This window comes from Acidovorax sp. GW821-FHT10E03, from assembly GCF_059415205.1.
Map to the genome: position 1 here is coordinate 59,510 of NZ_JBWKMU010000011.1, position 15,477 is coordinate 74,986.

Annotated in this window: 14 protein-coding genes; 7 read left to right on the top strand and 7 right to left on the bottom strand. The window is 59.4% G+C overall.

Annotated elements, in window-relative coordinates; translation table 11 throughout:
- Both AC07OD_RS19600 and AC07OD_RS19605 read left to right on the top strand, forming a co-directional pair.
- Nucleotides 1-1,290, top strand: a complete 1,290-nt coding sequence (locus AC07OD_RS19600) for a TraB/TrbI/VirB10 family type IV secretion system protein (RefSeq protein ID WP_494597817.1) — start codon at nucleotides 1-3, stop codon at nucleotides 1,288-1,290.
- Nucleotides 1,287-1,547, top strand: coding sequence for a DUF2274 domain-containing protein (locus AC07OD_RS19605; RefSeq protein WP_494597818.1), 261 nt, complete (start codon nucleotides 1,287-1,289; stop codon nucleotides 1,545-1,547). Before AC07OD_RS19600 ends, AC07OD_RS19605 begins: the two co-directional genes overlap by 4 nt.
- 30 nt (nucleotides 1,548-1,577) lie before the next feature.
- Here the strand turns inward: AC07OD_RS19605 and AC07OD_RS19610 are convergent, their stop codons facing one another.
- On the bottom strand, nucleotides 1,578-3,152 hold the full coding sequence (locus AC07OD_RS19610; RefSeq protein WP_494597819.1) for a hypothetical protein: 1,575 nt from the start codon (nucleotides 3,150-3,152) through the stop codon (nucleotides 1,578-1,580).
- Nucleotides 3,153-3,221: 69 nt separating this feature from the next.
- Here AC07OD_RS19610 and AC07OD_RS19615 point away from each other — a divergent pair, with 69 nt between their 5' ends.
- On the top strand, nucleotides 3,222-4,517 hold the full coding sequence (locus AC07OD_RS19615) for a hypothetical protein (protein ID WP_494597820.1): 1,296 nt from the start codon (nucleotides 3,222-3,224) through the stop codon (nucleotides 4,515-4,517).
- Between the two features lie 44 nt (nucleotides 4,518-4,561).
- On the opposite strand, the gene AC07OD_RS19620 is transcribed toward AC07OD_RS19615, so the two are convergent.
- The gene (locus AC07OD_RS19620; protein ID WP_494597821.1) at nucleotides 4,562-4,804 is read right to left on the bottom strand and encodes a hypothetical protein; all 243 of its coding nucleotides are present in this window, start codon (nucleotides 4,802-4,804) and stop codon (nucleotides 4,562-4,564) included.
- 206 nt (nucleotides 4,805-5,010) lie between these two features.
- Between AC07OD_RS19620 and dndB the strand changes: the two genes are divergently transcribed.
- Genes dndB through AC07OD_RS19640 form a run of 4 tightly spaced genes read left to right on the top strand, consistent with a single transcriptional unit; the run spans nucleotide 5,011 to nucleotide 9,959 of the window.
- Nucleotides 5,011-6,120: a DNA sulfur modification protein DndB gene (gene dndB / locus AC07OD_RS19625; protein ID WP_494597822.1), complete on the top strand. Its 1,110-nt coding sequence runs from the start codon at nucleotides 5,011-5,013 to the stop codon at nucleotides 6,118-6,120.
- Nucleotides 6,121-6,123: 3 nt separating this feature from the next.
- Nucleotides 6,124-7,614 carry a DNA phosphorothioation system sulfurtransferase DndC gene (dndC, locus tag AC07OD_RS19630; protein ID WP_494597823.1) on the top strand — a complete coding sequence of 497 codons (1,491 nt, stop codon included), beginning with the start codon at nucleotides 6,124-6,126 and terminating at the stop codon, nucleotides 7,612-7,614.
- A complete protein-coding gene (gene dndD / locus AC07OD_RS19635) occupies nucleotides 7,604-9,622 on the top strand; it encodes a DNA sulfur modification protein DndD (protein ID WP_494597824.1) in 2,019 nt (672 codons plus the stop codon). The genes dndC and dndD overlap by 11 nt, the downstream gene beginning before the upstream one ends.
- Entirely contained in the window at nucleotides 9,612-9,959 is a 348-nt protein-coding gene (locus AC07OD_RS19640; RefSeq protein WP_494597825.1) for a DndE family protein, read from the top strand. The genes dndD and AC07OD_RS19640 overlap by 11 nt, the downstream gene beginning before the upstream one ends.
- A gap of 143 nt (nucleotides 9,960-10,102) precedes the next feature.
- Here AC07OD_RS19640 and AC07OD_RS19645 read toward each other — a convergent pair whose 3' ends face one another.
- From AC07OD_RS19645 to AC07OD_RS19665, 5 genes are read right to left on the bottom strand one after another with little or no spacing between them, the layout of a single operon-like run.
- Nucleotides 10,103-10,558, bottom strand: coding sequence for a hypothetical protein (locus AC07OD_RS19645; protein WP_494597826.1), 456 nt, complete (start codon nucleotides 10,556-10,558; stop codon nucleotides 10,103-10,105).
- Entirely contained in the window at nucleotides 10,558-12,510 is a 1,953-nt protein-coding gene (locus AC07OD_RS19650; protein ID WP_494597827.1) for a hypothetical protein, read from the bottom strand. The genes AC07OD_RS19645 and AC07OD_RS19650 overlap by 1 nt, the downstream gene beginning before the upstream one ends.
- Nucleotides 12,511-12,562: 52 nt before the next feature.
- Nucleotides 12,563-12,757: a hypothetical protein gene (locus AC07OD_RS19655; protein WP_494597828.1), complete on the bottom strand. Its 195-nt coding sequence runs from the start codon at nucleotides 12,755-12,757 to the stop codon at nucleotides 12,563-12,565.
- Nucleotides 12,747-14,696, bottom strand: coding sequence for a DEAD/DEAH box helicase family protein (locus AC07OD_RS19660; RefSeq protein WP_494597829.1), 1,950 nt, complete (start codon nucleotides 14,694-14,696; stop codon nucleotides 12,747-12,749). The genes AC07OD_RS19655 and AC07OD_RS19660 overlap by 11 nt, the downstream gene beginning before the upstream one ends.
- Nucleotides 14,696-15,421 (bottom strand): sigma factor-like helix-turn-helix DNA-binding protein, encoded by a 726-nt coding sequence (locus AC07OD_RS19665; RefSeq protein ID WP_494597906.1) that lies wholly within the window; start codon nucleotides 15,419-15,421, stop codon nucleotides 14,696-14,698. The genes AC07OD_RS19660 and AC07OD_RS19665 overlap by 1 nt, the downstream gene beginning before the upstream one ends.
- Nucleotides 15,422-15,477: the final 56 nt, after the last annotated feature.

Here is a 15,477-nt window from a genome sequence, read left to right on the forward strand (position 1 = left end):
ATGGGCACGACCGACATGCCGGAGGGTGCTGTTCCGCCTCTGCCGAAGGCCGATCCGCAGGCCGTGACCTTGCGTGCTGCGCCGCGGCCCGTGACGCGGCTCAACCGCCGCATGCTGGCGGTACTGGTGGGCGGGATCAGTGGCGCCGTCCTGGGGGCCACGCTGTGGTCCTTGAGTCCGAGTCGCCGGGACCGCAGTGCCGGCACCGAACTGTTCAACGTGGACCGCATCGCGCGGGCCGAGGACCTGGAGCGGCTGCCGAAGGACTATGCCGGGCTGGCGCCGGCGCCGAAGGCCGCACCGCCGGTGTTGGGCGAGCCGCTGCCCGGCGACCTCGGGCCCGCCATCGTGAAGTCGCAGCAGCCGATGGAGATGCGGCCGCCGGGGGGCGGCATCGATCCGGAGCAGGCCGAGCGGCTGGCGGCCGAGGAGGCGGCGCGGTCGCCGGTGTTCTTCAGGCGCAGCGGCAATAGCGGTGGGGGCAGGCCGTCTGCGGCCGCTGCGGCACCAGCCGGGGCGTCCGCGTTGGCTGCGGGGAACCAGGGTTTCAATCCCATGGCCGTGGCATCGCCGCAGTCGGCACCGGCCGATCCGACCGCGGTCCAGAATCGGCAGGATTCGAAGGAGGCGTTTCTGGCGAAGGCGGGAGACGGCGCGACGCGCAATCTGGGGAGCCTGCAGTTGCCGGCTTCGCCGTACCAGGTCATGGCCGGGACCATCATCCCGGCGGCATTGGCGACCGGGATCAATTCGGATCTGCCGGGGCAGGTGATCGCCAACGTCACCGAGGCGGTCTACGACACGGCCACGGGCAGGCACCTCTTGATCCCGCAGGGCTCGCGACTGATCGGACGCTATGACAGCCAGGTGGCCTTTGGGCAGCGGCGCGTGTTGCTGGTGTGGACGCGGCTGATCCTGCCGGACACCTCGTCGGTGGCGCTGGACCGGTTGCCGGGGATCGATCCGGCTGGGTATGCGGGGCTGGAGGATGGCGTCGATTGGCACTGGGATCGCATCCTGGCCGGTGCGGCGCTGTCGACGCTGCTGGGTGTGGGCGCCGAGCTGGCGGCGCCCGAGAGCCGCACAGACGGCAACCGCATCGTGATCGCGACGCGGGAAGGGGCGCAGGATGCGGTGAACCAGGTGGGGCAGGAGATCACGAAACGCAACATGAGCGTGCAGCCGACGCTGACGATTCGGTCGGGGTTTGCGATGCGGGTGATGGTGAACAAGGATCTGATGCTGCGGCCGTATCAGCCATTGTTCTTCCAGCGGGGAGCGCTGCAATGAGCAGGACCTGCAAGTTGCGACTTGGGCCGCTGCCGAAGACGGAGACCGTGAAGTTGACCTTCACGTGCTCGGCCAGTTTGAAGAGTGACCTCGACCGCTACGCAGCACTGCATGCCCAGACGTATGGTGAAAGCGTCGACGCATTGGCGCTGATTCCGCACATGCTGGAGGTGTTCATGGCAAGGGATCGCGGGTTCAACAGTCATTCATCCAAAAAGCCTACTGCTTCTCTAGCTGTGGCGAAGCCGCTGTCGTGAGTCGTGAAGGCTGAGGGGTACCAACCTCCTTCACCGGCGATTGCGGCGTTTCGACAACTGGGATGCCTTCGCCTTCCGTTTGTCCTTCTTCCTTTCCCGTTTCGACGCCTTCGTTGATGACCTTCCCGGCTCCGAGAGCGGACGCGGTGAAGGAAACTCTGTCGCATAGCCGTTGTGGGTCGTCAGGCCGCTGCCGAGTATTCCGAACTCCTGTCGGATCTTCTCGACCTCTGCCCTTTGCTCAGGTGTGTATTCGTCGCACGTGAAAACAATGACGTCTTCGGATGACATGTCATAGTCTTTGGCGGGATGATCAAGGCCGAGGCCGATGAAGGTGTTGGCCTTCGGGAACTTGAGCTTGGCGCTGCGACAGTACAGATACAGCATTGCCACGCGGGCCCTTCTGTATTCGTCGTCAGTCTCGGTCTGGAGCTTGGGTGTGACGAGAAAGATGTAGACGAGGTCTGGCTGCTCGTGCGTCGTGAACAGGCGTGCTCGCCGCTTCTTGGGCTCCTTGGCGGCTGCGGCCAACATCCCGACCAGCGCCTCGGTGAGGAGGTGACGGCGAAATCGCGGTTCGGCTGCCATCAGCCGCAATCCCTGCTCGGTCTCGTGGTTGGGCTGATTGACCTCCTTGTGAACGAGCCTCGGGTCGCCGAGTTGAATGAGCCGTTCGAGCATCTCGTCCCATGCGCGGCTGCGTTCGTCCTGAAGCTTCTTTTCCACATATTCGGGCCGCTTTCTGAGGCCCGAGTAGTGCGAATCGTCATACATGACGAGGTCAGGTTTCTCGGCGCCGATGCCATCGGGCAGAAAGTCGTGTTCGCTATCGTCCCCCTGCGAGATATAGACCGCCATCAACTGCTCTTCACCGGTGGCCATCACCGTCATCGACGCATCGCTTAGGAAGGCCTCTCGTGCGACAAGGTACTGCACGAAGTCAGTGATTGTGTCGACCTCATCCATCACCACTTCGAGAGAGAATTCGTCGAGCACGTGTACGAAGTGCTTGGAGCGGTCCAGTACCCCGATGGTGAACGCAGCCTGCTCGTGGGCGCGGCCTTCGATGCTGCTGTTGATCTGAAGAGTGCCAAGGCCGCCAGGGAATGCTTTCAAGCAAGCTTGCCGGCTACCGCGTGTCACCGCGACCAAGTGGTAGCGCGCACGCTCGGCAGCCGGCAGCACAATTGGCAACGGCCGCTTGCAAGCAGCGTCCAGAAAGATGCGGTCGGGGCAGCGCCTAAGCCAGCTCATGGCGCCATGCAACTGCTTCGCTGATTCCGTCACGGCGCGCTTGAACCACCGCGGCCAGGCGATCTTCAGGTCCTTGTCTTCTTGGAACGCGATGTGCTTGTCGGAAAAGATGATGACGTCATCGCCGAAAACCACGAGCACGTCGGCAAATTCTTTGGCACTGCCCTTGCCTTCATGCATGTCCTGTGCCGTATGCAGGTTCGCGTGCGCCCAGAGACTGAGGAATGATTTGCGGCACAAGCGCATTAGGAGCCGCTCGGACTCATTGACACCCTCGGCACTCGAAAGGTCGAACACGCCGGGGGAGGGAGGGGGGCTGCGATCGTTCTCTATTGGCATGGGCATCATCATGCCGACATCTTGCTGGGCGCCAATGCGATGCGCGACAAAATGGGCCGGTGTGTCTCGTGGGAGTTGGAGATGAAGCGCAGCGAGTTGTATGTGAAGGTTTGGGCGAAGCCGATGACTCAGTTGGCGACCGAACTGGGGATCTCGGATGTGGGCTTGGCCAAGGCCTGCCGCCGTCATGCGGTGCCAGCCCCACCTCGGGGCTATTGGGCCAAGCTCAAGGCAGGCCAGAGACCTCCGCAAACCCCGTTGCCCACGCCTGAGCTGGATGTCGTCGTGCATTTCGCGACGAGCGATCCAGAGGAGCGAGAGCGGCAGAAAATCATGGAGCGCAAGCACGCTGAGGCGCTGAAGGCGGATGCCGCAGCCGCGGCGGTGAATGTTGCTGCGCAGTTCTCTGAGCATTTGGAGGATGCTCACCCGCTGGTCAAGGCAACCCAGCGGTACTGCGACCGCATCCCGAAGATGATCGAGCAGTACAAACGTCGAGGCGTCAACGCGTGGAGTTTGACGAAGCCGGAAGACCGTCCGCCAAGCGACAACCATGGCAGATACAGCCTCCTTCATCATGGGCTGTTGGACATTACTGCCTCATTGGAAGCCATGGACTGGGTGTTGCGGTTTCACGCCTCCGTCTTCCGAGGCCTTGTGGCGGGCGGCATGGTGATCGTCCGCCGAGAAGCACCGACGGGCCGTCCAATCGGCCGATCGGAAGGTCCGGCCATCGAGGCGCGATTCAAGGGCGAGACCTTCACCATTCAATTTTCGCAAGGCTATCGACGCGTGTACCTGGACTCCGACGAGCTCGCGAAGAAAAGGAAGGAGTCATCCTGGGCGCGCGACTATGAGAACCGACCCTCCGAAAAACTCTCCTTCAGTATCTCGGGGACCGAATACCGCGCGAGCAAGACTTGGCAAGGCACGCAGGAGAAGCTGCAGGGCCAGGTCGACGAGATCGTGCGGACCGCCTTCCAGTTGGTGCCGCTGCAGGTGGAACTGCGAAAGGAGCGCGAGGCCGCAGCCGCGGTTGCCAAACGCGAGGAAGAGATTCGTGCATTGGAGCGTCGACGGAAAGAGGCTAGGGCCGAGCAGCTCAAGCAGGCGTTCGTGATGATGGAGGCCGACGAGCGTGTTCGGCGCCTGAAGGATTTCCTGAGTCAACTCGAGCAGATGGCCGACGGTTTTCGACCACCTTACGACGAACGAGCCAAGGTTTGGGTGCAGGTGGTCACGAAGGAATTGGTCGCAAGAAATCCGATGGAAGAGATCTTGCAGCGCTGCCTGTCTGTCCCGTCGTGGAGTACTTGGCCGCCAGACTGGTGGCCGGCGGAGCCGGATGCTCACCCTCCGTTCGATCGTCCGACTTAGTTGAGGCAGGAGGGCCGTTGAGCCTTCGACCGAGCCGGTGGCGCTCAGGATCCCGGGAGCAAGGCGAATTGTCCGTCCGCCAGAGCCCTGAAGTGCTTGACCTTCGTTGATGCTTCCAAGACAAGTCCTTCACTGTGCCGGCGCATTTGCGTACGGACGACCGAGGCCGGGTTATCGGTGTGAAACTCGTACAACCGTGCACTGGTGATCGCCGCATAGGCCTCGGCCGCCGTCATGGGTGAGCCATTGGCGCGCATCACCGTCTGTATCGCTTCCACGACCGTCATCATGAGCTCCGGGAAAGGGTGTCCAGCCGCCCTTGCTCGGAAATGTAGCGCAACGCCAGCCAATTGGCCGGGGCGGGCGCCAACTGCCCAAGTCGCCCAGTCGGCAGACCCAGCGGCCGGACGGTTGGCAGGAAGACGCCCCTCTTGCAAGGTAACTTCCAATACCGAGCGTTGGAAGTTATAATTTAACTTCCAGAGAGGGAAACATGGACGATCAGGGGTACTTCCACAGCTTCCCGGCCGTGCAGGGCTTTCAGGGTAAGCGGCCCTTCTTCATCGCGATGTGTCCGCTTCGCATGATCCCGAAGCTTTTTATGTTTGATGAAGAGGAGGTGCCGGCAGAGTTGCGTGCCCAGCGGTCGCTCAACAAGAATCGCATCCCGGCGATCGCCCAGTACCTGGTTGCGAATCCGGACACGTACATTCTTTCTGCATTGACAGCGTCAGTGGACGGTCAAGTACGTTTCGCTCCACTTGACGCAGGGCGAAACCTCTCTGTGGGAGTCCTGGAGATTCCGATGGACGCGCGGATCCTGATCAACGACGGGCAGCATCGTCGCGCGGCCATCGAAGAGGCGCTCAAGGAAAGCCCCGCCCTCGGCCAAGACAACGTTCCCGTTCTGTTTTTCGGCGATGAAGGTTTGGTCCGCAGTCAACAAATGTTCGCGGATCTCAACAAATACGCGGTTCGCCCGAGCTATTCGTTATCAACACTGTATGACCATCGCGACCCGAGTTCGGAGCTTGCTCGGTACCTGGCATCTGAGTGCAGAGCATTTCGGGGCTTGACGGAGATGGAGAAATCAACGATCTCAAATCGGTCCGTGAAGCTATTTACCTTGAGCAGCATCAAGCATGCGAGCCGCGCTTTGCTGCGAAAGCATCCGAAGGATGAGTTCAGCACGACGGAGCGGATGATTGCCAAGGAATACTGGGATGTGGTCAGCGACCAAATTCCCGATTGGCAGCGGGCGCGAACAAAGGACGTGGCAACGGCTGAACTCCGGCAGGAGTACGTTCACGCGCACGGGGTCGCGCTGCAGGCACTGGCCCTTGCCGGCGCAGAGCTACTGTCCCGACGCTCGAAACAGTGGAAGGTTGATCTTCGCCATCTGCGCAACATCGATTGGTCCCGGTCTAACGTGGCAGTGTGGGAGGGGCGAGCCATGGTGCACGGAAGAATTAGCAAGGCTGCGACCAATGTTCACTTGGCCGCCAACTACGTGAAATCTCATCTGGATCTGCCGCTTTCGCCGGCTGATCTGGAGCTCGAAGCCCTCTTGCCTGCCAAGAAGCGGCTCACTTCTAAAAGGTAAGTGATGGAATGCGTCGTAACGAGTAAGGAAGACATCCTTACCATTTACAAGGCTGACAACCGCCCGTGGGTCATCGGCTTCAGCGGCGGAAAGGACTCGACGGCCGTTTGCCGGCTGGTGTTCGAGGCACTGCTCGAACTTCCCCTTCCGGAGAGGACCAAGCCCGTCTTTATTGTGTCCTCGGACACTTTGGTCGAGACCCCTCTTGTCGTCAACTTGATCCACGAAGCGCTGGACAAGATGCGGCTTGCCGCAGCTGAACTGGCGCTTCCCATCGAGGTTGCAAGGCCGGTAACTCCACGGATAGATGAAACGTTCTGGGTCAACTTGATTGGCAAGGGCTATCCCGCTCCGACCCGGCAATTCCGATGGTGCACGGAGCGGATGAAGATCGATCCAACGAGTGAATTCATCCGCGAGAAGGTAACGGCCTTCGGGGAAGTCGTTGTGGTTCTTGGTTCGCGCATCCAGGAGAGCTCATCGCGCGCCCAAGTGATCCGGAAGCATCGCATTGATGGTTCGCGGCTTGGTAAGCACACGAGCTTGCCTCATGCATTGGTGTTCACGCCTATCGACCAGTGGAGTGCGGACGACGTATGGGAGTACCTATTCTCGGGTCCGGCCCCATGGGGCGGTGATCACCAAGCCCTGTTTGACCTGTACAAGGGGTCTAACGGAGGGGAGTGTCCGCTCGTCCTGGACACTACAACGCCATCGTGTGGGAATTCAAGATTTGGGTGCTGGGTGTGCACCGTTGTGACCAAAGACCGTGCGATGGATGGCTTAATCGAGACAGGCAATACCTGGCTTACTCCGTTGCGTGATTTTCGAAACGAGCTCTACGAAACGACCAATCCTGCTCGCAAGCATGAATTCCGAAGCGCGAGGCGCCGCGATGGTTCCGTCACGATCTCAATCAAGAAGGACGACCAGGGCAAGACAGTGCAGGAAAAGCATGTGCTTGGACCTTATAAGCTGGAGTATCGCAAGCATCTTCTGGGAGAGCTCCTAAGGACCCAGAAGGCGATTGCGGAGTCGAATCCTAAGGACGCTCAGGAGCTCATCACCGTTGCGGAGCTTGAACAAATACGCAGAGAGTGGCGGATCGACCCGAACGAGCCGGACTGGGAGGACTCAGTGCCGGCGATCTATCGGGAGGTTTTCTCCAGTGACATTGCTTGGAAGAGCGATGACGACTTTGTGTTCGACGGGAATGACGCGCTCGTTGTGGAAGAGCTCTGTTCGGAAAGACGGCTCCCTAAGGAGCTTCTGATGAAGCTGCTCGAACTCGAGGTTTCCTACCAAGGACACGCAAGAAGGTCTGGCTTGCAGAAGGAGTTGCAGGAATTGCTATCCCGGGACTGGGCAGACGACAAGCAGGCCATTGCCTCGCAGGCAGAGTGGATCAATCGGGTCAGCAGCTACGATGCGCAAGAGCGAGATTTGCAGAAGCGATACGCCGATATCGGAAAGGTGATCGGCGATGCTGATTGAGCGACTCCTTCTTACCGACTTCGGTACCTACAGGGGCATTCATTCATTCGACCTCGCTCCGCGGACGAAGTACGGGTCCAAACGAACCATCGTTCTCTTCGGTGGTCTGAATGGCGCGGGCAAGACGACAATACTGAAGGCTGTTCGACTCGCACTTTATGGTCGGCAGGGGTTCGATACGCCGCTGACGGAGAAAGAGTACGCGGCGATCCTCGCGCAGTTGATTCACGCGTCGCCGACGCAGTTGGTCGCTGCTGACCGCGCATCTGTTGAGATCGTCTTCAATTATGCGAGGCTGGGCGAGACGGTCCGTTATCGCGTCCAACGCGCTTGGGGTGGTAGGGCCAGTTCCGTACAAGAGTCGCTGCGCCTTTTTAAGAATGAGGCTCAAGAGCCTTGGCTGATAGACGACCAAGCTCAGGGATTCTTGTCGCAATTGATCCCATCCGGAATTTCCCAGTTCTTCTTCTTTGATGGAGAGCAGATTGCTGATCTCGCTCGGGATGATGCGGACGAAGTGCTCAGCGACGCCATCCGGCGCTTGCTCGGACTCGACATCGCGGACCGATTGGCGACAGACCTCTCTTCGTTCATCCGAGCGAGGCGTGCAGCCAACACGCCGGATGATGTTCGTACTAAGTTGCGGTCGCTCCATGAAGCGTATGACCAGCTGATCTCCGAAATCGATAGAGCACAGTCAGAGCTGCAGCAGGTGCTGCAACCCCAGTTGGACCAGGCGATCGCCGCCAAGGAACGGATGCGTTCGAAACTATCTGACCGAGGCGGTGCTTGGGCTATCAATCGAACCCAGGTAGAGGCCAGGCTTCTGAGCATCCAAGAGGATCGGGCGGCCCGCGAAGAGCAAATCCGCGAACTCCTGTCGGGCCCCGGGGTCTTCATGTTTGCCGGGGACTTGCGGCGTCAGTTGGTCGATACAGTGCAATTGGAGCGCAAGGCGCTGGAGGCCAAGGCTGTTTCTGGGTCCATTAAGTCGACGGTGGAGCAACTCAAGAAGCGACTCTCGCAGGTGAAGGGGTCAAGCACTTGGCGCTCGGTCGCGAACCGTTCAATCGACGAATGGGTGCGCGAGATAAGTGCTCCTCCACAGACGCCATCCAAGATCATTCATGGGCTTACGGGGAGCGAGGCCGACAAACTGCTCAACACGCTGACTGCGACCGTTCCCATGGTCGAGCACCAACTGGTCGAACTGCAAAAAAGCCTCAAGCAATTGGCGGAGCACGAAGCACAAGAGCAGGACAGATTGGCGCATGCTCCCTCCGACGAGTCGATACAGGAGGCATTCCGCACTCTTGAGGATTCGATGGAGGTAGTCAATCGCCTGGAGGCCAAGAAGCAGGCGGTGCTTCAGGAAATCCGCCGAAAGCTTTGGCAAGCCATCGACATCACGAGAAAGAAGAGGAAACTGGAAAAGGACTCGCAGGTGGATGGGGTGACCGCCCGTGCGGACTACCTCGCAGAAAGTGTCCAGGAAGTCCTTGGCGAGTTTAAACGGCGCGCTGGTTCCCGCAAGTGCCAAGAACTTCGTCGTCACTTTCTGAACGCCTTCCAAAGGCTTTCCCGAAAGGACGACATGATCGTCGACGCCGTGATCGACGAGTCGACGTTCTTTGTGAAGCTGCTTGACCAACAGGGCAACGAAATTCCGAAAGCGCGGCTCTCGGCCGGCGAAAAGCAGATCTTTGCGATTTCGATGCTAGAGGCGCTCGGCAAGGCTTCGGGTCGAAGCTTGCCGATCATCATCGACACGCCGTTGGGGCGGCTAGACAGCAAGCATCGCGAGAAGCTGGTCGAGTCCTATTTCCCGAGGGCGAGCCATCAGGTCATCGTGCTTTCCACGGACACCGAGGTCGACCAGCGGTTCTACGACGGACTGAGATCGAGCGTCTCGCACGCATTTCATCTGCGCTTTGATCCGCTCGAGAGAAGCACGTCGGCGGAAGAGGGCTACTTCTGGAAGACAAAGGAGGTCGCAAATGCTGCCTAAGCGTATGCACATCTCGCAGGCGGCGACCGACAAGCTGAAAATCCTAAAGGGACGCACCAGCCTCACTCCCAATATCGTTTGCCGGATCGCGTTGGTTCGCTCGCTCCGCGAAGGGCCCCGCGCAGGCAAACGGAAGGTTGATCAGAACGGTAGCGAGTTCATTGGAACAACCCTGTTCGGCGAAAACGCGAACGTATTCGAGGCGCTAATCGTCCAGGTTCATGGCCCGCTGGATACGAAAGCTATGAGCCTAGTCATCGCGAGCCACATCGACGATGGATTGACGGGGCTCATGAAGGCCAGAACCGTTGCAGAACTGGTGGCCTACGCGACGTAGGCACACTACAGGGGCGAACGAGAACTTTCACTTGATCGAATTCTGCCCGGCCGATGACATAGTTTTGGCCAACCCCTTGTTCCAGCCGCAAGGGGTCACTGCAGTGCGACGGTGCTGCGAGCGCTCGAGCGCTCGAACTGAACCTAAGAGAGCACCTTGATTTCTCTCGTGTACCACTGCAAGAAGTCGGCCGCCACCCACGGTGCTTCAGGGTATGAAGCGACGATGGCATTGAAGCCGCCATTCGCGTAGTCATTCATCCGATCGAAGCCTTGCGCGGTCAGTGCTACTGATGCCTCCGGACTTAGATACAGCCCCAGCAGCTTCTTGATGGCTGTTCGGTTGTTTAAGTCGATCCCTTGTACTTCTGCTTCGGCCACCACCAGTAGCCCTAGGATCAGGTTCTGGACAGGCTTGTAGTCCGCAACGAAGTAGTCGATGAACTCGACCCCCGCGGACAGAGTAGCCGGCTTCCGCTTGGCCAGGCCGAACATCAAGCACAGATAGTAGTAGTCGAACTTGGTGGGCAAGGGCGTGTCCTTGGCCTTGTGGATCTTCGAGAACCACTCATCAACCTCTTGACGCATTTTGAAGGCCATTAGGAACTCCCTGCTTCGTCGTTCTCGTTCTCGAGGGCGAACCGGACGAAGTAGTCACGTCCGCCAACAACAAGTGATTGCCCGTTGTCCGCGTGGTCTGCCGGCAGATCCTTGAGGAGGGCGGAGTTACCTGGTGTATTCCGGAAGACAGTGATGTACTTGACGTCGCCGCCGGCGCTGGCTTCGAGAGGCTCCAGGAATGCCTCTCGCTCCGTTGAGATCGTGAATGCCACGAACTGGGTGCAGAGGGCAGGGACCATGGTGGCGATTTGCCGGCGCACGCCGTGGTCCAGGGGACCCGCCGGGCTGTCCACCACGAGGGGGAAGTCGTGACTGCCCTTGCTCAGCGCCTCTGCCAGAAAGGTGTATCCGACAGCCAGGTTCTGTCCGGCGCTTCCCGACTCGCGGTCCTTCAGGACCAGCGACCGATCGATGCGCTGGATTTCCAGGGGGTCGCCCTTCAACACACGGCGCAGGCGCTGGTTGCATTTCTGCAAGAGGCCTTCCTTGATTCGCTGCTTCGCAAGCCCGCGCGCATCCGCGCAGACCTGTTTGAGCAGGTCCAGTCGCATCCGAAGTCCTAGAGTTCCGTTGATTCGCTGAATCTCCGTGTTCGCCATAGCAAGTTGCTTCTCAGCCACCGCCAACTTCGTGATCTTTGCGGCATCCGTTGGTGACGTGATGAGCTCGCTGGATTCGCCTGCCTCTAGGGGTGACCCGAGCAGATCGAGCTCGCGTTCCAGGTTCGCCTTCTCAACATTGAGCGGCTCGATCTTGCGGCGGAACTCTTCCGGGTCGCCCCCGGCGGCGCTGACGCTGGACTTCTGAAGGACCGCCATTTCAGCTTCGAGATCGGCGATGTCAAGCCGAATCTGTTCGATCCCGGCAAGCTTTTCGTCGACAACGCGTAGGCGCTCATCGGAGTCAATAATGTCTACCTCTTCCTTGAAGGCATTGAGCACGCCGGCCAGGTCTTCCCCTAGGAAGTCTTCCGCGCTCGACAGAATGTGGAGGCGCTCTTTTTCGCCAATCGGCCTGCCGCAAATGCAGTCTTGCTTCGATGCAAGCTCCTGGAAGAACTGCCTGGAAGTGCTGCCCGGCAGCTTCGCGACATCGAGGTTTGCTTTCAAGTCCTTCAGGGCCGTGCCAAAAGCCGGCGCCAGCGCTTCGGGACGTCTCATCTTGTCCATCAGCTCTCGCACGGCGCCGGACAGTGCCTGCTCTTTTTCGCCCTTAGCGGACTTCTTCTGGTAATAGGCCTCGCGGTTCCTGCCGTCCTGGTCGACAAGCTTCTGGATCTCGCCGTTCAGTCGCGCGACTTCTGCGTTGACTTTCTCAAGTCGTTCCTCGCGTTGCTCGATGTGCTTACGCAGTATCTGGACTCGCTCGCTGAGTCGGGTGGCGATTGTCGTGTAGCGGGTGAGCCCACTCGCATGCCTAGCTCCAGCTTTAGCTGTGTTGAGCTGCCAGAACTGCTCGCAATCATTCGCGACGGAGTCGAGCAGATCGAGCTGGCAAAGCGTTTCAATGGCCTCCTCCGCCTTCGTCGCATGCGGGTCGAGCAGCGTGTTGGCCAGCTCGCCATCGAACACAAACAGGTCGACGAAGCGGGGCGTCAGGAACCTTCGTACCGCCGGCGGAGGTGTCCAACCACGGTTGAAGCCACCCACCTCAGGAGAGGTCGTATTGAACGAAACTTCCCCCAGCTCGAAGTCGCAAGTCAGCTCGAGCTTCAGCGGGCGCCCATCTACGGTGAGAGAAACCGAGAAGACGCCACTGTCTGGCTTGGCGGTGCTGCGAAGGCCGGCAATGTACTTAGACGTCCAGTTCCTCGCTTCACCGGTCAGCGTCCCCTTCAAGAGAGAGAGCGTCGTGGTTTTACCGGTTCCATTAGGCATCTGAACCAACGAAACCTTCGGCGTGGAGTTTCCGTTTCGAAGGTCAACTTCCATGTCGGGGCATCGAAACCCTTCGCAAGCCCAGCCAAGTAGCTTGATCTCCATGCTATTGCCCTAGCGCTTTTGCCATGCTGACCTCGGACTGCAGAATGCTGATACGCTGCATTCGGCGATCGTCGGTCACATCCTGTTCGCTGAGCTCCGCAAGGAGAGCCAGAAGTTGGCGCTCCAATTCCAGCGGTTGCTGGTGCTGAATAACTGCCTGGTGGACTGCTTCGCGCAGCTCGATGTCAATCGGCATTCGATCCCCTCCTAACTTGTGACAATGTGGTTAGCCAGTCGCGGCGCTCTTCGTCCGCGGAAGGTCCGCGCCTCGTTCCCTCGACTTCGGTTTGAAGAACGAAATCCACGACAGTGGCTCGCTTGTCGGGATTTGAGGGGTCACTGCGCAGGCAGCGTCCCACGCGTTGGATTGTTTCGAGGCGCGCCCTTGCGGACGAAAACAGGACCACGGCCATCAAACTCTTGATGTCGATGCCCTGGGAGATCTTGTGACAAGTCAACACACAGTCGATCTCCCCGCGGCCGAACATCACCAGATTCTCGCGGTCGTCCTCCGCGTAGTACGTGCGGTATCGCACTCCCGTCGCGTGAAGGATGGGAAGAATGCGCTCGCCGTACTCGCGCTCCTCCACGAACAAGATGCATCCGAGAACCAAGCCTGGATGGGTCGCCAGATAGTCTGCAAAGATGCCAGGCTTCTGCTCGGCAGTCTTGTAGACCTTCGAGAGCTCAGTCCAAAGCTCCTCGTTGGTCATCGGCTGTCCCGAATGTGCGCGGGCAGCCTGACGTGCATAGACAGCCTTCAGCCTATCCCGATCATTCACCGTTAGCTCGTAGGGCAGCGGGACATAGTCGAATTCGACCAGGATACCGCGCTGGATCGCATCCTCGAGTCCGAACGAGAAGACCGTTGGGCCGATCTCCGAATCAATGAATGCTGTCCCATCAGCATCGTATTCGCGCTCAGGGGTTGCGGACAGCCCGAGAACATAACGGTACCGTTGGTGCTTCCCTCCCAGGCTCGCTCGACTGGACGGCGCCCCAAGTCCATGAACTTCGTCATGGATCACGAGTGCGCGCGCGGCCTGCACCTCCTTCAAGATCGGAAGAAACTTACCCAGTTGACCTCGCGATACAACGAGGGAGGAGGATGCGCAGTTCAGCGCAAATGTCATGCCCTGATGGTCGCCGGCGAAGTGGCGGTACACCCGCAACGGTCTTTCCAGCGCCGCGCGCCAATCGAGGATTTCCTCATACCACTGCTGCAGGAGGTCGGTTCCTTCCGTGCAGACGATCATCGAATCAATCTCTCCGCGCGCGAACAATTCCTTTGCGATGCGAAGCGCGGTTTTGGTCTTCCCGGTGCCCGTTGCCATTTCCAGGACGCCCTTCCCGGCGTCAAGAAAGGCCCTGGCGGCTTCAGGCTGATGACGCCACCTAGGATCTTCAGTTCGCGCGCCGCCAGATGGAGATGGCGGAGTGTCGAAGTCGAGTTCCGCAGCACGTTCCTTGATGAGGTGAAGAGATTCACGAGACAGAGGGACGACTGTCAGGTACTGGTCCTGCTTGTTCCACTGCTCATCGAAGTCGGCTTCGACAGCGGCTAGACGACTTGTGTCCTCGGGAACCCAACTTCTGAATACGTGGATTTTTTCGTAGTTGCGGATGTGCCCCGAGGCAGTCTCATTGGCCGACCCTTCGAAGGCGACTGTCGAACCGTCAGGAAAATTGAACACACCGCTCTTCTGGTGGTACATGCCTGGTTCATCCACATGGTGAGGAAGTGCGAATTGGATTTCAAGCCTACCCGTTGCGAGTAACCAGAGCAGATAGTTGCCTCTCGTCTTTCCGCATGTGGGGTCACTGAGGAGCTCACGAACCAACGAGTCTCCGCACCGCGTCAGGATCTCCGCGCGAGCTGCTGTATCAGTGGCGCGTTCAAAGGTTGCCTTATCTGCGGAAGAAAGTGCCGGTGAGATGAGCAGGTTGATGGAGACAGACTTCGTGCCGTTCGTCAGAAGTGCGTCGGCCCACGACACCAAAGCCGTCGACGAAAAGAAGCCGGCTGCTCGCTTGTATTGCGAGCACAGTGCCAAGCACGGTGCGAAGAACGAAGCACCTATCGACCCGTCTCGGGTCTTGTAAATGGCGCTGAGCGAGCGGAGTTGTTCGTCCATCACGACCCAGTGGTCCGTATTAGAGTGCGCTCAAGTAAAGCTCGCTCTAGTTGGCGAGACAGCGCGACATCTGCGTCTAGTGGGCACGCCTCTGCGTCTTGGCCGTCCTCAGCGCTGGAACCTATTAGATGTCGAACCAATTCGCCTCGAAGTTCGCTCCCTTTCTCGACCAGCACCGCCGCAGCGAGGCGGCTTACACGGTTGTTGTCGGGGGGAGATTCGGTGCCCAAGATGAGTTGGCAGTCTTCGATGATGCGGCTCCATTCGGCTGCGGAAAGTGCCGAAACAGCGAGTCTTCCCTTGATCGTCAGGAGGTGGAATTTCGGCCCGAGGAAAAGGTCAACACAAGTGGCCAGTCCATGCGACAGCAACGGGCTGCCGCCAAACCAAGGATCTTCGGCGGGGAATTGATCAAGCCAGAGCGGCGTTTCGCGTGAATCCAGCAAGCCGTCGATGTGCTGTGCTAAGGTCGTCCAAACGCTTGCTCCGCGCAATCGCTTGGCCGCCTTGACCTCGATCTGGCGAACTCGTTCGCGCGTCACCCCGAGCACTTCGCCGAGCTGCTGCAGTGTCCTTCGCTCACCGAGCAAACCCCATCGTTCAAGGAGAACCGCCTTGGCGAGGCCTGTGCAACTGCTCAACTCGTCGCAAAGCAACTCGATGAACGAGCTATCGGAATGCGGCAGCGCGATCTCGGCCGCCCTTTCAAGAGGCGGACACGTCATTGGAGCTCCGCCAGTCGGGTCACGCAGCATAAGCTCGTACACGGTTTCACCCAGCT